The organism is Metallosphaera javensis (ex Sakai et al. 2022), assembly GCA_021654415.1.
In the GTDB taxonomy this organism is placed as follows: Archaea; Thermoproteota; Thermoprotei_A; order Sulfolobales; family Sulfolobaceae; genus Metallosphaera; species Metallosphaera javensis.
In genome coordinates this window covers 1,492,429-1,513,560 of the sequence record AP024487.1, presented here as the reverse complement: position 1 = coordinate 1,513,560, position 21,132 = coordinate 1,492,429, and the positions used below count along the sequence as shown (strand labels likewise).

Annotated in this window: 21 protein-coding genes and 3 pseudogenes; 13 read left to right on the top strand and 11 right to left on the bottom strand. The window is 49.4% G+C overall.

All coding sequences use genetic code 11. The features are described from left to right. Positions 1-23 precede the first annotated feature (23 nt). The gene (gene treH1, locus QVC96_RS08805) at positions 24-1,790 is read left to right on the top strand and encodes an alpha,alpha-trehalase TreH1 (protein ID WP_287688954.1); all 1,767 of its coding nucleotides are present in this window, start codon (positions 24-26) and stop codon (positions 1,788-1,790) included. On the opposite strand, the gene QVC96_RS08800 is transcribed toward treH1, so the two are convergent. Genes QVC96_RS08800 through QVC96_RS08785 form a run of 4 tightly spaced genes read right to left on the bottom strand, consistent with a single transcriptional unit; the run spans position 1,784 to position 5,680 of the window. Continuing rightward, a complete protein-coding gene (locus tag QVC96_RS08800) occupies positions 1,784-2,113 on the bottom strand; it encodes a TA0938 family protein (protein WP_287688953.1) in 330 nt (109 codons plus the stop codon). The genes treH1 and QVC96_RS08800 overlap by 7 nt on opposite strands. Continuing rightward, complete coding sequence (locus QVC96_RS08795) at positions 2,110-2,988, bottom strand: C2H2 type zinc finger domain-containing protein (RefSeq protein ID WP_287688952.1); 879 nt, start codon at positions 2,986-2,988, stop codon at positions 2,110-2,112. Before QVC96_RS08795 ends, QVC96_RS08800 begins: the two co-directional genes overlap by 4 nt. A gap of 57 nt (positions 2,989-3,045) precedes the next feature. Then, a complete protein-coding gene (locus QVC96_RS08790) occupies positions 3,046-4,521 on the bottom strand; it encodes a glycosyltransferase family 2 protein (RefSeq protein WP_287690463.1) in 1,476 nt (491 codons plus the stop codon). A gap of 43 nt (positions 4,522-4,564) precedes the next feature. Further along, positions 4,565-5,680: a hypothetical protein gene (locus QVC96_RS08785; RefSeq protein WP_287688951.1), complete on the bottom strand. Its 1,116-nt coding sequence runs from the start codon at positions 5,678-5,680 to the stop codon at positions 4,565-4,567. 184 nt (positions 5,681-5,864) lie between these two features. Between QVC96_RS08785 and QVC96_RS08780 the strand changes: the two genes are divergently transcribed. After that, on the top strand, positions 5,865-6,926 hold the full coding sequence (locus tag QVC96_RS08780; RefSeq protein ID WP_425597945.1) for a transposase: 1,062 nt from the start codon (positions 5,865-5,867) through the stop codon (positions 6,924-6,926). A 2-nt stretch (positions 6,927-6,928) separates the two neighbouring features. Here QVC96_RS08780 and QVC96_RS08775 read toward each other — a convergent pair whose 3' ends face one another. Beyond that, the gene (locus QVC96_RS08775; protein ID WP_287688950.1) at positions 6,929-7,189 is read right to left on the bottom strand and encodes an AAA family ATPase; all 261 of its coding nucleotides are present in this window, start codon (positions 7,187-7,189) and stop codon (positions 6,929-6,931) included. 105 nt (positions 7,190-7,294) lie between these two features. On the opposite strand from QVC96_RS08775, the pseudogene QVC96_RS08770 reads away from it, so the two are divergent. The 3 genes and pseudogenes from QVC96_RS08770 (at position 7,295) to QVC96_RS08760 (ending at position 10,293) form a co-directional block, all read left to right on the top strand. Further along, positions 7,295-8,025 (top strand): annotated as a pseudogene (locus QVC96_RS08770) (IS1 family transposase). Positions 8,026-8,598: 573 nt separating this feature from the next. Further along, positions 8,599-9,390: a tyrosine-protein kinase family protein gene (locus QVC96_RS08765; protein ID WP_287688949.1), complete on the top strand. Its 792-nt coding sequence runs from the start codon at positions 8,599-8,601 to the stop codon at positions 9,388-9,390. Positions 9,391-9,492: 102 nt separating this feature from the next. Beyond that, on the top strand, positions 9,493-10,293 hold the full coding sequence (locus QVC96_RS08760; protein WP_238026592.1) for an amidohydrolase family protein: 801 nt from the start codon (positions 9,493-9,495) through the stop codon (positions 10,291-10,293). Positions 10,294-10,359: 66 nt separating this feature from the next. Here the strand turns inward: QVC96_RS08760 and QVC96_RS08755 are convergent, their stop codons facing one another. Genes QVC96_RS08755 through QVC96_RS08745 form a run of 3 tightly spaced genes read right to left on the bottom strand, consistent with a single transcriptional unit; the run spans position 10,360 to position 11,417 of the window. After that, positions 10,360-10,731: a type II toxin-antitoxin system VapC family toxin gene (locus tag QVC96_RS08755; RefSeq protein ID WP_238026591.1), complete on the bottom strand. Its 372-nt coding sequence runs from the start codon at positions 10,729-10,731 to the stop codon at positions 10,360-10,362. 13 nt (positions 10,732-10,744) lie between these two features. Beyond that, positions 10,745-10,972 carry a VapB-type antitoxin gene (locus QVC96_RS08750; RefSeq protein WP_238026590.1) on the bottom strand — a complete coding sequence of 76 codons (228 nt, stop codon included), beginning with the start codon at positions 10,970-10,972 and terminating at the stop codon, positions 10,745-10,747. Between the two features lie 49 nt (positions 10,973-11,021). After that, entirely contained in the window at positions 11,022-11,417 is a 396-nt protein-coding gene (locus tag QVC96_RS08745) for a hypothetical protein (protein WP_287688948.1), read from the bottom strand. A 99-nt stretch (positions 11,418-11,516) separates the two neighbouring features. Here QVC96_RS08745 and sixA point away from each other — a divergent pair, with 99 nt between their 5' ends. Genes sixA through QVC96_RS08720 form a run of 5 tightly spaced genes read left to right on the top strand, consistent with a single transcriptional unit; the run spans position 11,517 to position 15,118 of the window. Beyond that, entirely contained in the window at positions 11,517-11,987 is a 471-nt protein-coding gene (sixA, locus tag QVC96_RS08740; protein ID WP_287688947.1) for a phosphohistidine phosphatase SixA, read from the top strand. Further along, on the top strand, positions 11,988-13,250 hold the full coding sequence (locus QVC96_RS08735) for a Ppx/GppA phosphatase family protein (RefSeq protein ID WP_238026587.1): 1,263 nt from the start codon (positions 11,988-11,990) through the stop codon (positions 13,248-13,250). Then, positions 13,250-13,891 carry a dTMP kinase gene (gene tmk / locus QVC96_RS08730; RefSeq protein WP_238026586.1) on the top strand — a complete coding sequence of 214 codons (642 nt, stop codon included), beginning with the start codon at positions 13,250-13,252 and terminating at the stop codon, positions 13,889-13,891. The genes QVC96_RS08735 and tmk overlap by 1 nt, the downstream gene beginning before the upstream one ends. Next, positions 13,873-14,505, top strand: coding sequence for a dTMP kinase (locus QVC96_RS08725; RefSeq protein WP_287688946.1), 633 nt, complete (start codon positions 13,873-13,875; stop codon positions 14,503-14,505). Before tmk ends, QVC96_RS08725 begins: the two co-directional genes overlap by 19 nt. Beyond that, the gene (locus QVC96_RS08720; protein ID WP_287688945.1) at positions 14,492-15,118 is read left to right on the top strand and encodes a hypothetical protein; all 627 of its coding nucleotides are present in this window, start codon (positions 14,492-14,494) and stop codon (positions 15,116-15,118) included. The genes QVC96_RS08725 and QVC96_RS08720 overlap by 14 nt, the downstream gene beginning before the upstream one ends. Here the strand turns inward: QVC96_RS08720 and proC are convergent. Next, complete coding sequence (gene proC / locus QVC96_RS08715) at positions 15,115-15,930, bottom strand: pyrroline-5-carboxylate reductase (RefSeq protein WP_287688944.1); 816 nt, start codon at positions 15,928-15,930, stop codon at positions 15,115-15,117. The two genes, QVC96_RS08720 and proC, sit on opposite strands and share 4 nt — an antisense overlap. 64 nt (positions 15,931-15,994) lie before the next feature. Between proC and QVC96_RS08710 the strand changes: the two genes are divergently transcribed. Next, positions 15,995-16,786: a DUF1028 domain-containing protein gene (locus QVC96_RS08710; RefSeq protein WP_287688943.1), complete on the top strand. Its 792-nt coding sequence runs from the start codon at positions 15,995-15,997 to the stop codon at positions 16,784-16,786. Here QVC96_RS08710 and QVC96_RS08705 read toward each other — a convergent pair. Further along, the gene (locus QVC96_RS08705; protein ID WP_287688942.1) at positions 16,733-17,920 is read right to left on the bottom strand and encodes an RNA-guided endonuclease InsQ/TnpB family protein; all 1,188 of its coding nucleotides are present in this window, start codon (positions 17,918-17,920) and stop codon (positions 16,733-16,735) included. The two genes, QVC96_RS08710 and QVC96_RS08705, sit on opposite strands and share 54 nt — an antisense overlap. Positions 17,921-18,144: 224 nt before the next feature. On the opposite strand from QVC96_RS08705, the pseudogene QVC96_RS08700 reads away from it, so the two are divergent. Next, positions 18,145-19,180: pseudogene (locus QVC96_RS08700) on the top strand (ISH3 family transposase). Positions 19,181-19,219: 39 nt separating this feature from the next. On the opposite strand, the gene QVC96_RS08695 reads toward QVC96_RS08700, so the two are convergent. Next, a complete protein-coding gene (locus QVC96_RS08695) occupies positions 19,220-20,119 on the bottom strand; it encodes an MFS transporter (protein ID WP_287688941.1) in 900 nt (299 codons plus the stop codon). Positions 20,120-20,881: 762 nt separating this feature from the next. On the opposite strand from QVC96_RS08695, the pseudogene QVC96_RS08690 reads away from it, so the two are divergent. Beyond that, positions 20,882-21,064: pseudogene (locus tag QVC96_RS08690) on the top strand (AbrB/MazE/SpoVT family DNA-binding domain-containing protein); the annotation flags it as partial. Between the last annotated feature and the right edge of the window lie 68 nt (positions 21,065-21,132).

Sequence of the window (21,132 nt, the reverse complement as noted above, 5' to 3'; positions counted from 1 at the left end):
TACATCACCTAAACCAAGGATTCATGGACTTCTCTTCAAGAATGTTCTGTATCAACAACGAGTTCACCGGCGCCCTAATAACTGGTACCGAAGTGGTATGGTTAACATTTCCCAGATATGATTCCTCCCCCGTTTTCTCCAGGCTTCTAGACGAGAGAGGGGGTTCCTTTGGCATATCAGGGGAGGTGGCAACACAGGAGTACTTGGTCCCAAACGTGTTGAAAACCGTGCTTAAGGACGGAACTGAGGTTGTGGACCTTCTTCTCAGGGGAGAACACTCCCTAGTCAGGAAAATCAACGCCAGGACTCCCCGAGAGATCTGGGTTGATCCAACGTTTAACTACGGGAGAGTGAAGGCAAAGGTTTACAGGTTGAGTAACGGGATCTACAAACTGGTTAATCCGGAGAATCCGGAGTTCCTGGAACTACACCTGATCTTCCCCTCGATCCAGGAGACCAGCAGGGGATGGGTTATCTCAGGGGACGGCTACGCCTTCCTGGGACATTTCAGCGATGAAAGGTTCGGGATATTCGGGAAGGAACTCAGGTTTGACGTGGAAACTGGAGTGGAGAGGACCATAAACTACTGGAGAAACCTGATCAGGAGGGGAAAGGGAAGGGGGAAAATTTCCCGCCTTGAGATACCAGGGTTTAAGGGAGAGGATCTGGTGACGGCATACGAGACCTCGGTGGGCATGCTCCTCGGGTTAATGTATAATCCCACGGGCGCGGTGGTGGCTGCGCCCACAACCTCTCTTCCCGAGATCGAGGGAGGCGTGAGAAACTGGGACTATCGTTTCGCATGGGTGAGGGACTCCTCCATTGTGGCCGAGGGCCTCATCTCAGCAGGTCACACCATGGACGCCAGGCGAATCATAGAGTTCCTGTCCAGAATGGTGTCCTTCACCACGAAGCCCTTCCTTTATCCCCTCTACTCCATAGACGGTTCTGTTCCCCCAAAGGAGGTGGAGATCCCCTGGCTCTCCGGATTCATGAACTCCAGACCTGTCAGGGTTGGAAACGCTGCCGCAGCGCAACTTCAGCTGGACCTTGAGGGGTTCTTCATGGATGCCCTTTACAAGTATTATGTGGCCACGGGAGATGTGTCTTACGTGAGGGGGCATCTGGACGTAATAGAGTACATTGCGGACTGGGTGTCCGAGAACTGGAAGCTTCAGGATGTGGGGATATGGGAGGAAAGGGGGGTCCAGGCCCATTACACTCACTCCAAGGCAATGATGTGGGTGGCGCTGGAGAGAGCGGGGAAGCTCATGAAGGTGGTGGACAGGGAAAACAAATGGAAGGAGGTCAGGAAAGAGGTCAGGGAATGGGTGATGGAGAACTGTGTGAATCAGGGAAAGTTCGTGAAGAAACCGGGCAGTGACGAGGTGGACTCCGCCCTACTCACCTTACCTCTTTACGGATTCGTGGAGCCGAGTGACGAAACTTTCCTCAACACGTTGACGGAAATAGAGCGCAACCTGGTTGTTGACGGACAGGCCAAGCGGTACATGAGAGACTTTCTAGGGGAGGCAAGATACCCCTTCACTCTGGCCAGCCTCTGGCTAGCGAGGGTTTACATAAAACTGGGAAGAGTGGAGGATGCGGAAAGAACAATATCAGGAATCCTTGAGGCCACAAGGGGAACCTACCTTGTGGGAGAGCACGTGGACCCCAAAAGAAAACTGTTCACCGGGAATTTTCCTCAGGCGTTCGCCCAATCCAACCTGATACTTGCACTGAATGAGCTCGCTGAGGCCAGGTCCACCAGCCCTGAGGAAGATCAGTGATTTTCTGAAAGGATCCTGAACGTGGTGACCTCCGCATCCTCACCAAACTTTACGTAGAAACTTAGGGATCTTTCCCCGTGTCTCGCCTCGCAGTTCCTCCCCCTATAATAATCTCCATTGATCACCAGTTCGTCCACTCTATCCCAGCCAGTGGCCTGTTTTAACTTGTTTAACATGTTGATGAACTCCCTTGCACATACATGGCAACAGAAGAACAATCTCTCTCCTTCCACTTCCTCGTACCACCCTCCCCAGGTTGCGCCACAAAGGGCACACCCCTTCTCCTTGGTCCCCGCCTCCTCCCCATTCACCACTATCCTCACGCTATCACCTCAGCCTCCAGTGACCAGGCTCTCTCTAACCTAGAGAGGAGATACTTGGAAAACGCATCAAACGACTTCAGAACAGTTACCTTGACCCTTTCCTGGTCAACCGCGTACCTCTCCACCAGGTCAAGGGCCTCCTCAGCGTGGTACTGATCCGCCTCATAGCCCTCCCTGAGGAAGTTCTTTACCGCCTCGGGAAAATCTTGAGAATCCAGAATTCTCTCATTGAAATAGTGAATCCTGGCCCCATACCTTCTAAGGTTCTTGTGGGCAACCAGTTCTAGACTATGCATGGCTGCCATGGTCTCAACCCAGTGCCTCTGGGATAACTTCCTCCAGGTGTTGATTGCCTCCACTGTCCCCTTGAGAGGTGGGGTTGAAAGTATTTTCTCCCTCTTCATCCCCAGGCTTTCTCCCATCCTGAGGAGGAGCTCGTAGTGGGCAGGAGAGCTCTCCGTACCTACGAACTCCGTGGTTATGTTCCCCAGTTCATACCTTATTACGGGCAACTCCTCCGTCTCATACACTATCTTGGAAAGGATCCTGACCCAGTTGACCAGAAAATGCTGATGTTCTATCACATATCCCAGCAGGACCTCCCTACTTGGGTTCTGCATGGCCACCATGAAGGGGTGAGGTTTCTCGCCGTAAAACTTCTCAATAAACCTGGAGATTATCCAGGGTTTCAGCTCTCCTGAGAAGAAGGCCTCCAGTCTTTCCTCCAGTTCCTCCTTTGTCATCTCCCGCAAGGATAGGTTTCGGTTCAACCACATTACGTGAGCTGGATCGCTTCTCTGGGCCCGCTCACTCATATGATCAGTGACGGACCTCCAAGAATCAAGTTTGATCTCACATGCCGGACAGATGGGCATAAATCCTTCTCTTCACTCTCGAATTTAAAGAAATGTTCACTATTAACTAAAGATATCTTAACCGCTTCTTTCAGCATCAACCCTCACGTACTCCCTACCTTCTTCAATTGGTGATAAAGCGAACAATATACCACCCAGTAGAAATGGAACTTGGTAAAGTGCCCAGAACACGTTAATGGCTATGGCATATCTGAGATTGGCGGAACTGGCCTGAAGGAACCATAGCATGCCCAGAATGGCACTAATAACTAGAAGCAGAGTAACCAAAATATGCATCCAGATGAGCCTAAGGTTTCTTGAGTTCCTCCTCACTCCCTTGGGCGTTACCTTAAAGGGGATTTTCCTTCTCATTAACCATGAGATAAATGATCCAGTAATTGCCACGAAAGAGAGGTACTCTACAACCTGATGATAAAAGAATCCCTTCATGCCATATTCCCCCTTTCCTCTAACTGAGAAACTGAACAGTGCTATGGTGACCAAAAGGTAGGGAAAGTAAAGCATGGCATAGAGGAAAGGGTTTATTTTCACGATGGGGACCCTTAGGATAAGAAACACCATGGGAGCCACGAACTCCATGAGCGTTACCGGTCCCTCCTTCAGCCAGTAGAGGAAACCAGAGTAGTAGTCAAAAAAGACTGACAACCCCAAGTTACTCCTTAACAATCTACCAAATAGCTGAAAGTACCCGAAGCTCCACCTACTCTGCTGTGTGAGATAGGAGGGCAAGTCTTCCGGTGGCTCCCCATACCAGATCAATGAGGCGTCAGCGTACACAGTCCTGTAACCCCTCTCGTGGAGAAGGATGGAAGTAGCCGCATCCTCCGTTATACTGAACTCCGCGAAGTAACCAACCTCCTTCAAAGCAGAGACCCTGAAGACGGAACCTGAACCTAGGGAGAAGGCCGAGGTACCTGATCTCCCGGGCATTATCACCCTCAGGAAGGGCTCCTGCTGATACCTTGCTCCCCTAGATATCTTGCTATAAGTCTCACTATATTCCTGCGGGATTTGAACCATGACAACCTTTGGATCCTTGAAATAGGGTAACACTTGTTTGAAGAAATCTTCCACTGGCCTTTGATCAGCATCAAAAATGGCAACCAGATCAAATTCATCTCCTACTTTCTTGAGCGCGTCATTTATGGCCCCTCCCTTAAAACCTCGTCTGTTATCCCTGTGGAAGTACTCTATGCCATTTTCTCGACAGAACTTCTCCAGCTCCTTTCTGATCTCGGGGTTTGTTGAATCGTCCAAGAGGAAAACCTTACCTAATCCGTCTGTTGCGAGCTTTACAGACACAAGTGTTGATTTAACAATGTTAGGATCCTCATTGAATGAGGTTACGAAAGAGGCTACCTTCAACTTGGGAAGTTCTCCTACTATTTCAGGTGTGTATACCCTAGATCTCCGGTAGACCATTGCGTAATTCATGAAGACGAAGGCACCCACGACCATGGATGACCAAACACCAAAAGCCAGCCACAACGTAGTAAGAGAAACGTAAGTGAATGTTGTGAGAATGATTGACACTATCAAGGGTGACAATGCAAGTAAAATGTTGTCAACCTTCAATTCACAACGTCTCCTGTATCTTGAAACCTCCTCCCTCAAAAGTCCTTACCACGTAATCCACAAACGGGATTATATCGTCGCACTGATTCGAAATTTCGTCGCAGACCAAGATTTGCGACATCTCCGACTTGTATCTTAACGTCTTAATCATGGTATTCCAGTATTCTGACCTCTGCGACTGGAGGTCGCAACAGGGCGAGGAGGGAGATACATCATTGGTTCTATACAGCACAAATATCCTGGAATCTCCAATCCTTGAAATTATATCTGTGGATAATCTCTTAGCCATCTTCAGGACATCCCCTATGTTCTTTGCTGAAAACCTGTCCTCAACGTACCTTGGAAGAATGGATATGATAAGCAGATCCAGTTTCTCGTGTTCCTTAATCCTTTCCAGTATCCTCTCATTTGTGAGAGCTAGAGCTACCTTTATTTTTCCATCAATCGTCATGTTTCTCAAGATCGAACCCACAAGCTCCACCTTACCAGATGAAGGGGATCCCACAATGAGCAGTGATCTTCGTTCCTTCACCAGCTTTACTACTCTGTCCATGGGATTCAGCTCTATTACCCTCTTATCTCTGGTCTTTCCCTGTACAATCACCTCAACCAATTCCTTCATTTCCTCCAGCCTGGGCATTTCCGTTATCCCGCCCTCATATCCTATTAAATCGGGATGAATGGGTATCAATACTCCCGTTACTACGCTGGATTTATCCAACAACATGTTAAGCCTCTCCCTAGCCCTCTCCATCTCCTCGTCCACGGGTGGGATCATGTTAATCACAAAGGCTATAGGATATCCCCTGACGTAGAAATTGTTCTCCAGAGTGTTCATGTATCTTATTGTGCTCTCCAAAACGTTCCTTGGGTGGGTGGACACGTACACTCTCAGGTTTAAAGAGTCTGGAAATAGAGTATAGTATATATTCACTTCTTGTTTGTCAATTTCACTTTCAGGTGAAATACCTGATGGATTATCAATTATAATATAATCGTAGCTCTCCTCCGTGAGAAACTTAACGTAAACAGTTTGAAGTATATTCATTAGTTCTAGGTTTCTATGGAGGACCTCGAGATCCGAGTATGCCCTTTCTCCATCCCCTAAAAATTTCATATTTGTAATCAGTCCATTTTTAACTGCAATTTTCTTCATAGATTTAGAAAAATCACGTTCGCCAGAAACCAGGGCGATTCAGGTTTCCATTGCGAATTGTAATTAGTTAATCTACGTGGGATGATCAAAATCAATCTATCATTTTTCAGTAATACTTTAAGGGGGCCGAACACGATGTCATACCATGACATCAACTCAGATACAAACCGCGTATCAACTCCAGGAGGAGTTGATACACATCGTGTTCGACCCCGTATTTCCTAAGCACTGGCTCATAAATAAACCTGTTGAGGAGGTGGAGGAGCTGGCCATGAGGGAGGCGGAGGAGGTAAGCCCGAGGTACGCGAGGGGGAAGAGGCTCAAGAGGAGGGGATACGCGAGGTACAGGTTCCTGGCCGGATTCTCGGTGGTGATGGAGGGCAGGAGGATTGAGTACAGGCTCAGGTGGATGAGCGTGAGGTTGCCCGTGATGTACGACGGGAAGGGCAGGGTGAGGACGGGGGTTGAGAGGGAGTTGCTGAGGGAGGAGGAAGATGTGCTCAGGAAGCTGCTCACGTTCTACTCGGTGCTGGGAGGGAAGATGAACGCGAGGCTCTGGACCCCTGAGCTTGAGGTTGAGGGAGACTTCCAGTACGTGATAGCTGACGGGAAGTGGGTCAAGCTCAGGGGAGGGAAGGGAGTCCTCCTGGTGGCCATGGGCGTCACGCGCGAGGGAAGGAGAGCTGTGCTGGACTTCCTCCTGGCTAAGGAGGAGGACGCGAGGAGTTACTGGAGGCTTTTTGCAAGGGTGTGGAGGAAGTTCAACTTCAAGCTCGTGGTTGCGGACATGGTCAGGTCCGTTGACTCCGCGCTTGAGCTCTCGGGAATAGATGCGAAGAGGCAGCTCTGCCTCAACCACGTCAAGAGGCGCCTGGACCGCGAAGAAAGGGAGGAGGTCGACCTCCTAGTGTCTGGCCTGCTCCAGTTCCCCGACAGGGTCAGGGAACTGGTGGAACGCGGTCTCCTCTCCTTCCTCTCCCTTCCCCAAGAACTTCAGCGCCTCCTCTCCACCAACAACCTGGTGGAGTCCTTCAACTCCCTGGTGGAGAGAAGAAGATTCGGCAAGTACCACACGCCCCACAGGCTTCTTCAGATCGTCTGGGCCATCGCCGATAACTACAACATTTTGGATAATTTTTTACAAGAATGGAATAATATTCATATACTTCTCGTTTTATTTACGATCAAAACGTCATCACTCAATTAATCCTACATTGAATAATGAGAAATGAAGGAACTAGAATTCAATTCGCAATGGAAACCTGAATGGCCCGAAACCACCTTAGCCACTATACCCTTCTCCCTTAACCCAAAAATTGTGGATGATATTCCCAAGAGATCCTTGTCAATGATTAGAACTTTTTTATCCATCAATGCCAGCTCTCTCGCTATTAATGCAGCAAGGGTGGACTTGCCAACTCCTCCTTTAATCCCCAGCATTGCTATCCTAGTCGGCGACCTGCTCATCATCAAATATAGACTATCTCAATTATAAAAATTTTTAGCAGAATTTTCATTTCATCCATTCATAGTGTCGTCACTAAGGTATAAATATTTGTAAAGGGAGTATTACTTATGGCCAGGAGGGGAAGGAAACCTGTCTACAGGGACGTTCCCTGTCCCTCTTGTGGAAGTAATCACGTGGTTAAGAACGGGAAGATAAGGGGAAGGCAGTTCTACCTGTGCAGGAAGTGCGGGAGGAAGTTCGTGGAGGGAGCTAAACACCATCACGATAGGAGCGTGAGGGAGAGGGCCCTCAGGATGTACGCGAACGGGATGAGCATGAGGGCCATCTCCAGGGTACTTCAGGTCCCACTGGGCACGGTATTCACGTGGATCAAGAGGTACGGAGGGAGGAAGTACGCGAAACTCGTGGAGCTGTGGAGGAGAGCCAGGGACGAGCTGAATGAGGGCGTGAAGGTCGTGGACGAGATGTGGACCTACTTCAGGAGGAACGCGAAGGCGTTTTACTCTTGGGTCTTCACGGGATTCGTGTTCTCCAGAAAGGGGATGTACGTCGTGTTCTCCGTGGGAGACAGGAGCGAGAACACGTTTCAGGAGCTCGCGTAGTGCCCGAGAAGGGGACCTGGGTTTCGGACGACTACAACGTCTATTTCCTCCTCCCCGAGCACAGGGTCGTGTCACCCGTTAACCCCAACGAGTCCTTCCACTCGTCCCTCAGGGACAGGCTCGTGAGGTTCAAGAGGGCAACCAAGGCAGTGAACAGGAGCTTTGATATGATGAGGTACTCCGTAGGTCTCGTTCTGTGGGAGAGAGGGCTGGTCCCAGAATTTATACCTCAATGATGACACTATGCATCCATTTTTCTTTATTTTATCCTCAATTTATCTCCTAATTAGTGAGATATTAGGCCAGATGGAAACCTGGAGCGGTGCTCTCCCAAATGTTTTTCCGTTTTTATTATGATTGACCGGGATGGAGGATTCGCTTCGGGACCCAGCGATGATCCTCGGGGCCTGTTATTGCATGTCAAGGCCCCATTCAAACATGGAAGGTACCTTTGTCTTGTCTTTAATCTCCTTCAACCTCCTAGCATGATCTAGAATATCGTTCACTGTCGATGGTATTAACGAGTTTTCCTTCGCGATTAGGTTCGAATTACGTACTGTTAACCATATTTTATCGTAGTCCCGAGAGACGCTTCAACCAGGTTACAGTCCCACCCACTATCCATTATCAAAAATCATGTCGAGGCACTTCCCTTTAGTAAACGTTGGAAAAAACTAGATTGAAATTACGAACTCATTTAAATTTTATACTAACTTTACACAGGAACTTACATGAAGACAGTTTGAATGCAAATTTCTAGTTAATGATAACTTTATATGTAATCTTTCTAATAGTAATACTGTCGGAAATTGAGACTGTCAATTCGGAGCGCCAAGGGGGGAGTAGGTAAATCCACTATTTCCATTAACCTTTCCTTGACGTTGGCTGAAAGAGGCTTCAGGGTCCTTCTCCTTGATAGGGACAATGTAGGCTATTCCTCAAGACTGGCGGGAATTGAGGAACCTGGACTGTTGAGCAGTGTGGTTGATGGGGTTGAGTCCAAGTTCTCGGAGCATTTCAAATACAAGAAGGGATCAATCACGGTGATCAAAATCATGGGAGATGGGCCCAGATACGATAGCGACGTAAAGAGGTTGATGAATGAACCTGACCTTAAGGCCAGATTCTCTGAGCTTTACTCCATTGTGCTGAAGTCCTACCCTCACGATTATGTAATAGTTGATAATGCCAGTCTTATCACCTTCGATCATGACATGGTAAGGTTGGAATTAACGGAATATCAGAAGAATTATCCCGGGATGCCTGTGAGAAGAATCTACATCTCAAGTAATTCGGAGCTGGCCGTAAATGAAACCCTGTCGTACATAGAGAATGCCGAGAAAAAGACAACTGTGGGCAAGGCTATAGGATTTTGTATAAACTTGATTGCCCCGGGACGAGAGTCATACGCCGAGTCTCTTCTGGATAAGGCTCTTAAGAGGACCAATTTTAACCTAGGGATCCTCATTCCATTCTTCGAGGAGGTGTTTCAGTATTCCGATGAAATGACTAGTATGCCAATAATGCCTGGGATTAGAAAGTTGGCTGAGATTCTGGTTTACAATCCTTCGCTTAGCGAGAGGGTTATACTCAGGGAGTAGGATTTAACCGGGGAGTTAAAGTCACTGCTAAGATTTCGTGAAACTAGAAAGGGTGAGATGTCAAAGCCCTTAGTTTATTAAACTCAGGATCTATCTGTGAACATGCGCGTAGTGGACGTACACGTGCATTACCACATTTTTCTCAGAAAACTACCGGATCATTGCAAATCCTTCCTCCAGAACGTGGAAGACACAAGGTTTACACTTAGTTTCAGGGATATAGTCGTGGAGAAAGTGCTTCTGGTTCCCTCTCACCCTTGCTGGAGCGAAGAGTGTTCCGACGGATTCGACCTAGACTACGAAATTAGAAGGGAGAACCCCCTGTTTCTCCAATGGGGAGAAGTGAATCCTGTTACATGCAACGTGGAACGAGAGCTGGAGAGACAGTACTCCCTGGGTATAGTCGGGATTAAGCTTCATCCTGTGCATCACGGGTTTTCGCCAAACGGGTACAGACCTGAGGAGGGAGGGGATAGGAAACTGGAGTTCATATACTCCTTCGCGGAGGAGAAGAAGCTCCCCATCCTCGTACACACGGGGACTAGTATTGGTGTAAAGAGCAGGAATAAGTACGGCGATCCACTCCTGGTGGATGACGTTGTGAAGGACTTCGACGTCACGTTGATTCTGGCCCACGCCGGGAGGCCCCTGTGGTATGATGAAGCGTTCTACCTTGCCAGAAATTATTCCAACGTTTTCCTGGAGATCTCATCAATCCCGCCCAGAAATCTGACGAGGGTGTTGCCCAGACTTATGGAGATCGAGGAAAAGGTACTGTACGGAAGCGACTTTCCCGCATACAGGGGACAGGATCTGGCAGAGTATGCCTGGCAGGTCTATCAGGAACTGGGTAGCGAGAGAATAATGGGCGATAATGCGAGAAGGATCTTGAAACTGAACTAGGTTTTCACGTCCTGGCCACACGTCGCCTCTGGGCGCCTATCAGCCTAAGAACCCTCCATCATGCTTTCATATCACCTCTACCTCTATTCCCTCATTAATTCCGGCGTTTCTCTGCATGAGATCCGAGGTGATTAACTTACCTCCGACTGACTTTGCCAGGGCAATGAATAGCGAATCGTAAATTGAGGACTTCTGCCTTACAGCAATTCTGAAACCTTCCTCTAGGTAAGCGTTTCCTGGCACTATCTCCACTATCACCCCTTCCTTTAACGTATTGATCAGCTTAAGGGAGTCCTCTAGTGTCATCTCCTCTCTTAGAACTTTCTTCCAGAGAGCGTTGGCCACCTCCTTGAGTGCCAGATCAAGGGTCATCAGGTCCCCTTGAAGAAATACCCTTTCTACAACCTCCCATCCCTTTTCCTTTGAGAAGTACTTCACTAGAACAGACGAGTCAATGACTATCGCGATCCTGCCTCACGCTCCTAACCGAGAAACCCTCTTCACTGGGTTCAACGCGTTGAAGAGTCTCCCTCCAGAGTTCTAGGTATTCCCTTTTCTTCATCCCCTTGTAAAGTTCCTCAATGGCTTTCCTTACCTCATCGTTCACGTTGATACCATGCTTCTCTAGTTCCTCAACGATCTCCTTCCTTATCCTAACACTTATGACTTTTGTAGACATCAATATATACATACATGTTTACCGTAATAACGCTTTCGCCGGGCCCAGCTCAGGGGAGAACCGGTTTGAAGACCATGTCATAAATCAAGAAAAGGGTCACAAGCGTGTAGAATAACGACAATGACCTCATCCTTTTCAGGAAAAGATTCACGTCATTAAGATAGGTGAGCTTCCAGTGATAATACTCGCCAATAGCGAGAACGGGAGACAGGGCAAAGGCAGGGTAAACCCACGACGGCATACCCAACCTCAACCACATATATGCGCCAGAAATTGCCATGGCAATCAAGGAGATCCACTCCAAGTAAACCAGTTTCCGGTAACCCAGCAAGAGCCTCCTATCTTTTCCTTCCGAGAATTCAAGGAGGTAGTAGGCTCCAGTGGTGAGCCCTCCCCATCCCACAAGCCCCAGCATATGAATCATGAAGGCTACGTCATACAGCATGAAACGAGGATTTCCTCATCGGATTAATTAATGTGTTAGGGAATACTTATCCATACACCTGCGAAAAACGCTTTTATACAGGCTTGTCCCAATCTTCACATGACAACCATACTAATTGTAAGACATGGTGAAAGCGAACCCCAAACTGAGGGTATATCAGATCAAGATAGGAAACTTGTAAAGAAGGGAGTTAAGCAGATGAGGAGGGTGGCAAACTTTCTAGAGGAGATGGGATATGAACCAACTCAGATAATGGTAAGTCCCTTGCTGAGGGCAGTTCAGTCGGCTGAGGTTATCCTGGACAAGATGGGGCTGGACATGAAGGCCGAAACTGTAGAGGATCTCCTTCCAGATAAGGATCCGTCAACGCTGGCAGAGAAGCTCAAGGGAATGCAGGGCATAGTCCTTATAGTGGGCCACGAACCTCACCTATCTAAGCTGGTGAAAGCCCTTACCTCTGCCGAAGTGGAGATCAAGAGAGGAGGAGTAGCGGTGGTGGAGATGGACGCAACTGAGAACAGGTCCAAACTGGAGTTGCTTCTAACCCAAAAGGTCATGAAGCTGATCTAAATGGAGGAAGTTGGAGTCATAGACCTGGGCTACAACTCCATTAGGCTTTCCGTTTTCCAGAGACTTTCTCCCAACTCCTTTAGGACAGTAGGCAGTATGAAGGACTTCACCAGACTGGGGGACGGTGTCGATGAGGGAGGAGAGATCAAGGAGGAAAGAATTGTTGAGGCCGAGAACGTTCTGTCCAAGTTCAGGTCAGTCCTGGAAAGGAGAGGAGTGGAGAGGGTCTACCCTCTGGGAACTAGCGCCTTCAGGCTGGCCAAGAATGGGGAGGAAGTGGCGAAGAGACTTTCCAAGTCGCTGGGTCACGAGATACAGATCATCCCTGGTGAGGAGGAGGGAAGACTTGCTGCCCTTGGGTCCATAAATTCCCTCCCGTTCACGGACGGGGTAGTTTTTGAACTGGGAGGTGGTTCCCTTGAGCTGGTCTACGTGAAGGGAAGGGAAATGGGAAAGGTTTACCACTTTCCCCTGGGTGCACTGAGACTAACCAAGGTTTTCAAGAACGAGGAGAGCATAAGAAAGGAGGTGCGGAACTACCTTTACACCTTACCCAGCTGGTTGCCTCCCACGGTTGTGGGCTCTGGAGGAAACGTCAGGTCAATTGGTAGGTTCCTCATGAAGATGGGTGGAGTGAAGTTCAGGCACGTACATGGATTTCAGATTCCCTCATCCCAGATAAGGTCACTCAACAAGACCTTCTGGTCCATGAACGAAAAGGAGATCGGAGAGCTTCCGGGCATTGGTCAGGAGAGGGCAGTAACGGTGAAATCGGCAATCCTGGTCATGGAGGAATTGCTTAACCTCTTTGATGCACCAACCCTTACCATCTCTGAGTTCGGGATGAGAGAGGGCAGGGTAATGAAGGGAGAGGAATTGTCCCTTTCCAGACTGAGGGATAACTGGCTTGAAGCATTTTCAAATTTCATGGGAATCAGGCCACCCTTTGACCTTTCCCTAGAGGCGGAGAAATTGACAGGCAGTGAACTGGCAGGAGTTGCCTCATTCCTAGCCCACGTATTCATGGAGTCGGGATGGGAGGATCCTTTCTCCGCCTGTTATCAGTACCTGCTGGAATCGCTTTTCCCTGGGTTCATGAAGAGGGATCTGGCTTACGTCGCCCTCATCTGCAGGGGAGTTACCAAGAAGTTGAGGAAAAAGGATTTCACCAAGCTTGGCATTGAGGGAAAGGTAGAAAAGGTGTCGGAGATATCAAAGGTGGTAAAGACGGTGAACAAGAGGTATCCTCTGGGTGTTTTCTGATGAAGGGGTCAATCATAGCATTTGAGGGAATAGATGGGTCCGGGAAGTCCAGCCAGGCTAAACTTCTCAAGGACTGGCTTGACTCCAGGGTTGACGCATATCTCACGGAGTGGAACTCCAGTGACTGGATCCACGAGGTGATAAAGGAGGCAAAGAAGAAGAACCTGCTCACTCCCCTGACCTTTAGCCTGATACATGCAACGGACTTTGCTGACAGGTACGAGAGGTTGATTTTACCCATGTATCGCACAGGTTTCGTGGTGGTCTCGGACAGGTATTACTACACGGCTTACGCTAGGGATTCAGTGAGGGGAGTGAGCCTGGAGTGGGTGAAGAAACTCTACTCCTACGCACCCAAACCCGACGTAACCTTCTTCATCAGGGTGACTCCTGAGGTCGCCCTATCCCGCCTCAAGGAGAGCAAGAGGGGGATAAAGCCTCAGGAGGCTGGGGCCGACGTCTTCCCTGATCTGGACCCAGAGGAGGGGTTCCTCAAGTATCAGGGAATGATCCTTGAGATATACGACAAGTTGGCGGAGGAGGAGGGGTTCGTGGTTCTTGAGGGGAACAGGTCCCCAAGGGAGATCCAGATGGACATCAGGAGAAAGGTGGGTGAACTGCTATGGAAGGAAAGATCATAGCGCTTGAGGGATCTGAGGGCTCGGGGAGGACCTATCACGTGAGCTCCCTGAAGGCATACCTCGAGGAACAGGGGTATGGAGTGGTGACCTTTGGGCTTGGGATGTCCAGGTTGATGGGAGAGCCGATCTCCAAGAAGAAGAGGGATATAGTGTTCCAGAGGAGGACCCTGTTCCTGGCCTACGTCACTGACCTGGCTGACCAGATCGAGAATGAGGTGAAGCCCATGGTTAAGGCTGGGTTCCTGGCAATTGCCGATGGATACACCTCAACACTGAAGGCATGGGGACTCACGAGGGGACTTGAGGAGGACTGGATGAATTACGTGTTAAGTGCACTGCCCGTGGCTAACCTGTCGCTGGGGCTTGTGTCCACTCCCAGAGAGATAATGAGGAGAATTCTCAGAAAGAAGGGGGTCCTGGATCCCCTGAGCTCAGGGATAGACATCTGCATAAATGGGGAACTCTTCTCGTCCTACGAGACCTACCTCAACACCTTCCAAGATAACCTCAGGAAAGTGATGCAGGATGGTGTAATAGTGGACACGTCTAGAAGCTTCGAGGTGGTGAAGGCTGAAATTGCTAACCTTGTTGGGGAGCGAATTGAGAAGGCCTGAGGATTACGCCAATGAGAGGCTGGGTGAGTTCAGAAGAATAGTGGGGAGTTCACCAAAACAGGTTCACGATGCCAGGGTAGAACTGAGAAAGTACACAGTAGTTGTGGAGGCCCTATACCCGCTTCACCTGGACTTTGACCTGCTGGACAACTCCAGGCAGATCCTGAAGTTACTGGGCAGGGTGAGGGATTACGATGTTCATGGATGTCCCAGAGTGGACAGGGATGAGATGCTGAGAAGGGCAAACGTGAGATTGCAGGGACTCAGGAGATTGCCCAGACTTTACGGATCCAGATTTCTGGTAATGGAGAACCTGGTTAGGCTTTACAACGACCTTCCCTTCGTGAACGATTTTCATGGAGTGAGGAAATTGCTGAGAAGGGCAAGATTCCTTGGGGAAAGTCTAGGAATATATAACGACTCACTCAAGGAAGTTGTCAAGGTCATGGGTAACGAAAGGGACAGGATAGCTCAAGAGATATGCCAGGGGAGGCTTCCAAGCTTGAGCCTGGATATTTCCAAGATGAAGGAAGCTGGGAGAAAGGAGATAAGGGAGATCCTGCTCTCGGACCACGAGTTCAGACATGTGAAGCAGAAGCTGTCGGAGTATTAACTATCCCCAAGCAGTTCCCTTCTAATTCTCTCGTCTATGAGCTTTCCCAGTTCAGATGCCCTTCTGCTGGAACTCTCCACAGTCTCTATAAGTGCAGCCTTTACCCCTCTCTCCTCCATGGCCTTTAAACCCCTGATGGTGGTTCCAGCCGGGGTCGTGACGTTATCCCTAACCTCCACAGGATGTCCCTTATGATTCTTGAGGTTCTCGGCTGTTCCCTTCAACACGTCCAGAACCGCGGAATAAGCCAGGTCCCTGGGCATCCCAGAGGAGACTGCACCTAGAACCAGACCATCCACAATCTCTGAGATGAAGGCAGGCCCGCTTCCTACAAGTGCAGTCCATACATCCATCATGTCCTCGTTCACCCAGTACGTGACGCCAATGGACCTGAAGAGGGAATCCACCAGTTCCCTCCCTGGCCCCTCTCCTGTAATTGCGGTGGTAGACATGTTCACCACTGCGTTCACGTTTGGCATTGCCCTGAAGACCTGAGCATCTACCATAACCTTTCGTAAGGTATCCAGCCTCACGCCCGCCATAACTGATATCACGAGTTTACCCTTCCACAACCCCCTTGGAATTGAAGTCGCCAGCTCCGGAAAGTGCTGAGGCTTCACACTTATCAACACTATCTCGCTGTCCCTCACTGCATAGGCATTGTCATTCGTTGCCTCCACCCCTAGACTCTTCACCCTGAGTAGAGTTCTCTCCGAACGACCTGTAGCTATTACCCGATAACCCTGGGAAAGACCTGCCTTTACCAGAAAGGAACCGATGGTTCCAGCGCCCAGTACGCAGAGAGTTTTCATGGATCATGTTTAACCTTCCTGATTAAAAGAACTCTCTTTTTAACTTGAGAATCAGATAAATCACATGACATTTTCCATAGTCCTCTACGATCCAAATCTTGAAGCCTGGGGAGTTGGAGTTGCGAGTAAGTATCTCGCTGTAGGGTCAGTGGTTCCCTGGGCTAAACCGGGTGTAGGTGCCATAGCGACTCAGGCCTTTGCCAACACGAGGTATGGACCGGAGGGACTATCCCTCCTGGAGAAATATGACGCGAAGGAAGTGGTGAGGAGACTCACCGAATCCGATCCCAGGAGGGAGGTCAGACAGCTGGGGGTTGTGGACTCCAGGGGAGGATCCTTCGCCTTTACCGGGGCACAATGTCACGAGTACGCCGGACACATAGTCGGAACTTACTTCACAGTCCAGGGGAACATCCTTGCGGGAGAGGATGTTCTGCAGGCTATGGCGAGGGTCGCCGAGTCGAGGGGTCCCATACACAGGAGACTGCTTGACGCATTGAAGGCCGGGGAGGCGAGGGGTGGAGATAGGAGAGGAAAGCAGAGCGCTGCGATCCTTGTGGTAAAGGCCAGCGATGAGGAGACTGGACCCATGGCGGTGGGAAGATATGTGGACCTAAGGGTAGATGATGATCCAGAACCCCTCAGGAAACTGGAGGACCTGGTGAACATGTGGGAGTCCACGTTCATGAGGGACGAACTGGTGAGCGTGAAGGATCACGTTAAGGAGATAGAGGAGGCCTTGAGAAGGCTTGGCTACAGTGACCTGAGAACATGGATTGAGGAGAACAATTACGAGAGTGAGCTACCCCGCCCTGAAGGGCGGAGCTTCCTGCTTCATGGACGAGGCTTGCCATAGAGGCCTCATCTCCACAGGCTCAACGGGTGGCTCCCACCCTGCCCTCCTGAGGAGGTTGAGGGAGGCGTTGAGGTCGCGGTCAAGAACTAGGCCACACTGGCAGGTGATGACGCGGTCAGAGAGGGAGAGGTTATGTCTTCTACCGCACCTGGAGCAGATCTGAGAGGAGTATGCGGGGTTGACTTCGCGGACCTCTTTACCGTGCTTCTGGAAGACCCATTTAAGGATGAAGGAGAGCCTAGAAAAGGAAACGTCGCGGAGATGCCTGTTCAGGGTTCTTGACCCGTCTCTGGTCATCTTCACCACGTTGAGGTCCTCCATTACCAGGACGTCGTAACGCCTGGCCAGGACGTTGGCCAGCTTGTAGTAGAAGTCGGTCTTAGCGTTGATCACCCGTTCCAGGAGTTTCACTAGACTAAGCCTGGCCTTCTCCCAGTTACTTGAACCCTTCCTCTTTCTGGAGAGTGATCTTGAAAGTGACCTGTACCTGGATAGTACCCTCTCGAGAAAGCGGGGGTTATCCACGTAGTGGCCGTCTGACGTGACCAGGAGGTGGGAGATGCCAAGGTCGAGTGCAGCGACCTTGCCTGTCCTTTCACTTTGAACGTGAAGGTCTCCCTCCACCAGAAAGGACACGAATAACCTGTTTGTTGGCGTCACCTTCACCGCGACCCTGCTGATCTTGTCTGGAAGTGGTCGATGGGCCAGGACCTTGAACACGCCAAGACCCGAGAGGGAAAGGTAAATCCAGCTCTTCTTCCCTGACCTGGCCGGCCTGGTCGAGAGGATCTTCCATCCCTTCTGTGGATACACCAGGGACCTGTACCTTTCAGGTTTCTTCTCCTTGGGGAACCTGGCCAGCTTCTGGAGAAAGCGATCCCTGGCCTCGCAGTACCTGTCCGCTACGTTCTGGAAGACCTGGGAGAACACGCGTTTATACTCGCGATCCTGCCTTCTTAGGTCAAGGGCGAGTTGCCTCAGCTCGGTCCTGTTCAACCACTTCCCATCCCTTTCGTGGAACACGATGTCTGTATACCTTAAGGTGTTGTACGCCTCGCACAGCAACCTCAACTGGGATTTTAACTCCCTCAACACGTCAGGGGAGGCGTACGCCCTGAACCTTAAGGTATACATTACGAAAAGGATAGTGATATTTCTTTAATATTTGTTTTGTTCTGATGTGTTCGTTCATCCCCGCCCTGAACGGTACTCCCCAAATTCAGTTTATGAAAAAATCACTAGAGCTTTATTTTAGACTGGAGGAGAGGATGTGAATTAAAACTCATGAAACAAACTGAACTCTGCTGGAGAAAGAAATTTGTGGGAGAGTGGGTAATACTAGGATGGTGATATTACCCATGATCACCCTACTCTCCCACAACGTAAACATCCAGAAGCTAGGATATATAACCCTTTCCTCGCTAAACTTCAAGGAAGGAAGAGGTAGCGAAGACGTTGGTCTCGGCCTGCCTGTGGAGAGACTCGGTGGAGAACAGGTCGAGAAGCTACGATATATCCCCACAGACCGTGAGGAACTACGTGGAGGAACAGGGGATAGAAGTAGCGGACCGCCTGCTCCAGGAGGTACAGGAAGTGGCGAGGGAGGTGTTGAAGGGGGTGGAGGAGGTGGACGTGAGCGTAGACTGGACGGGGGTGAAGTACTGGGGAGAGAGGGTGGAGGGGCTGGGAAGCGGGGATAAGGGATACCAGTGGAACTACGCCACAGCTACTACGGATTACAACGGCAAAACCGTAATCCTAGCCTTCACGCGCTACAACGGGATGAGCAAGGACGAAGTGGTGAAAATCCTCGTGGAGCAGGTCCTCTCCCTGGGATTTAAGATTGGGATAATAGCGCTGGACGCAGGCTTCTACACAGTAGAGGTCATAAAGTTCCTCTCCCAGTTTAGGTACATTGTGGGCGTCCCGGTGGGCGACGTCAAGGTTTACGAGGAGTATGACGGCCCTTACACCACCGCGAGCAAGAGGACTGATCAAGTCAGCTTCAGGTTGATCGTCCACGGTCGTGAAGTGACTAGAAGGAGGTCCCACGTCGAGTACTTCGCCAGGGCGACCAACCTCGACCTGCCCAAGGACAAGGTCTTGAGGCTTTACGACAGGATCAGGAACCCCATCGAGACTTCCTACAGGGAGGTGAAGGGCTTCCTCCCCTTCACCTGTTCCAGGAGCTGGGTCTTCCGCCTTCTCGTCTTCGTTTTGGCCACGTTCCTTTACTCGCTGTTCTTGTTCCTCAAGGGGGAAGTTAAGAGGACTGACTTCAAGCTTCTCCTTCATTTGATTTTTATAGATGAAATACAAAATAAGTTCTTATCACGATTGATTAAAAGTATAGAACCGCTTTTTATTTATTTTGATTTATTTTTAAGGGGGTGATTTTGGGGAGTACCGTGAAGGGCGAGGTTTTCCGAACCTTTATAACAGGTAAGATGCGAGGAGAAGCGTCACACTGAAGGTGTTGATCAACGTGTAGGCTATCAACACCGCTGAAAGCGTTGTAATGAACCCGTTCACTATTAACCCAATCCTTACCGCGTGCAGGTTCTCGAAAAGCGTCGGAAGAACTATGGCCCCAACAGCAGACCCTATGAAAGTTAAACTGCTGGCCTCTCCACCCACAACCTCAGAATTGGCCAGGTGATGAGCGCCAAGTACGGCAGAGGCTATTCCTCCTAAACCCACTGAAAGTGAAGCTACTGCAAGCCCAATATACCAGTTCATTACCATTCTAGGATTGAAACTACCCCTCAAGGACCTCTGAACCTTTACGTTCTCGTATTTCCTGACAAACGCAAACACAAGGATTAAGGAAATGATGGAGAGAATAAATGAAGTTGTGAATGCCTCACCCAATCCTGAAAAGTAAGGACCAATTAACGATCCGACTGACATACCTCCAAAGAGAATCCCAACGCTAATTCCTATGAGAGTGTGGGACCTTCCCTGCATCACGCTCTCCACCACCCCTCCCACTGGAGCAATGGCCATGGGATAACCTATCGCTGATATTGTCTGGAATACCAGTAACTCTTGATAAGTTGTGGAAAAAATCCTGCCCAAGAACCCTAAAGTGGTGAGAATAGCAGAGATGTATAGGGATAACCTCACTGAAAACCTTGCTGAGATGAAACCCGCAACCAACCCAACCACAACGACGGCGTAGCCATAGATAGAGATTAGTAGTATTGCCCCAGATAGTGACGCGTGAAGGACGGAGATAACAGCGGGGACCAACGGGGCCATTATGAACCAGCCAAAACCTATGACAAAAAGAAGGATCCAGTACGGTACCAGTAAAACTATGCGCCTATCCATATGAGGCACATCTAAGATGCGATTAAAAGGGTATTGGTTGATAATTGCGAACTGCCTCATCCTTACGGATGGGGCTTCTTGTTTCATTGACCATGCTCGATCCCTTCTCACCCACAGCGCAGGTTCCGTCGAATGGAACCCATTCGTGGCGTCCCGTGTGGGAGGGTTACGATGGTATTTGTCTCCGCAAGCTTGACTTCGGTTACATCCCTATGTGGCCATCTCACGGCCATTACCGCACGATAGGTTTAGCAGGCCACAATAGACCCTGATCTTTTACCATTTAGACCCTTTTCATGGAAGGGGCTATTCATCCCTAACTTCACGGAAAGGGTCTTCTGCCCCCTTAATCCCCAAAGGATAAATCTTTCTCCTTCCTCAGATTATTTGCATAGTGACAGGTTCAGACATGTGAAAACGACTTGGCATTAACGATCCGATACCCATCAAAATATGACATCTTGAACTCAGAGCCTAGGAAAGATCTATCAAGGAAGATTTTCCAGAATTACGTAATGTGAAGATAATCATCGTAGCCCAACAATTCTGAGTAGTTTTTATTAAAATTAACATAATACCGTTGCTGGATGAATCAGTCTTGTAATACAACATCGCTTAATGCGTTCATTGGACTCCCCTTGGCTTTTAAATCGTCCAATGACCATCACAGGAGAAACTAGTATCAGTTCTGTTTATATATGACGTATACGTTACTATCCCGTGGTGAAGGTAACAGACAAATTTTAGGTTACCACACCGCGGGAGGTGCGCGAGAGAATAGGCATAAAGCCTGGAGAGGAGGTGGAGGTCCAAGTGCTCAATGACAACGAAATTCTGATCAGGAGGAAGGTGAAAAGAGTCAAGGACCCCCTCTCATTGCTGATAGGAGAAGATAGTGGGGTGAAAATCCCGCCAGAAAAGGTAGATGAGCTTGCAGAGGGATAGGTATTTCCTAGACAGCAACGTTTTCTTTTACGCGCGCATAGGAGACAGGAACTATGAAGATGTTGCCG

Bases quoted from the DNA above. Each gene is read 5' to 3' on its own strand.
- treH1 (WP_287688954.1), top strand. From the start codon at position 24: ATGGACTTCTCTTCAAGAATGTTCTGTATCAACAACGAGTTCACCGGC.
- QVC96_RS08760 (WP_238026592.1), top strand. From the start codon at position 9,493: ATGCGCGTAGTGGACGTACACGTGCATTACCACATTTTTCTCAGAAAA.
- QVC96_RS08750 (WP_238026590.1), bottom strand. From the start codon at position 10,972: ATGTCTACAAAAGTCATAAGTGTTAGGATAAGGAAGGAGATCGTTGAG.
- sixA (WP_287688947.1), top strand. From the start codon at position 11,517: ATGACAACCATACTAATTGTAAGACATGGTGAAAGCGAACCCCAAACT.
- QVC96_RS08775 (WP_287688950.1), bottom strand. From the start codon at position 7,189: ATGATGAGCAGGTCGCCGACTAGGATAGCAATGCTGGGGATTAAAGGA.
- tmk (WP_238026586.1), top strand. From the start codon at position 13,250: ATGAAGGGGTCAATCATAGCATTTGAGGGAATAGATGGGTCCGGGAAG.
- QVC96_RS08695 (WP_287688941.1), bottom strand. From the start codon at position 20,119: ATGGATAGGCGCATAGTTTTACTGGTACCGTACTGGATCCTTCTTTTT.
- QVC96_RS08725 (WP_287688946.1), top strand. From the start codon at position 13,873: ATGGAAGGAAAGATCATAGCGCTTGAGGGATCTGAGGGCTCGGGGAGG.
- QVC96_RS08710 (WP_287688943.1), top strand. From the start codon at position 15,995: ATGACATTTTCCATAGTCCTCTACGATCCAAATCTTGAAGCCTGGGGA.
- QVC96_RS08735 (WP_238026587.1), top strand. From the start codon at position 11,988: ATGGAGGAAGTTGGAGTCATAGACCTGGGCTACAACTCCATTAGGCTT.
- QVC96_RS08745 (WP_287688948.1), bottom strand. From the start codon at position 11,417: ATGCTGTATGACGTAGCCTTCATGATTCATATGCTGGGGCTTGTGGGA.
- QVC96_RS08780 (WP_425597945.1), top strand. From the start codon at position 5,865: ATGACATCAACTCAGATACAAACCGCGTATCAACTCCAGGAGGAGTTG.
- QVC96_RS08785 (WP_287688951.1), bottom strand. From the start codon at position 5,680: ATGAAATTTTTAGGGGATGGAGAAAGGGCATACTCGGATCTCGAGGTC.
- QVC96_RS08705 (WP_287688942.1), bottom strand. From the start codon at position 17,920: ATGTATACCTTAAGGTTCAGGGCGTACGCCTCCCCTGACGTGTTGAGG.
- proC (WP_287688944.1), bottom strand. From the start codon at position 15,930: ATGAAAACTCTCTGCGTACTGGGCGCTGGAACCATCGGTTCCTTTCTG.
- QVC96_RS08795 (WP_287688952.1), bottom strand. From the start codon at position 2,988: ATGCCCATCTGTCCGGCATGTGAGATCAAACTTGATTCTTGGAGGTCC.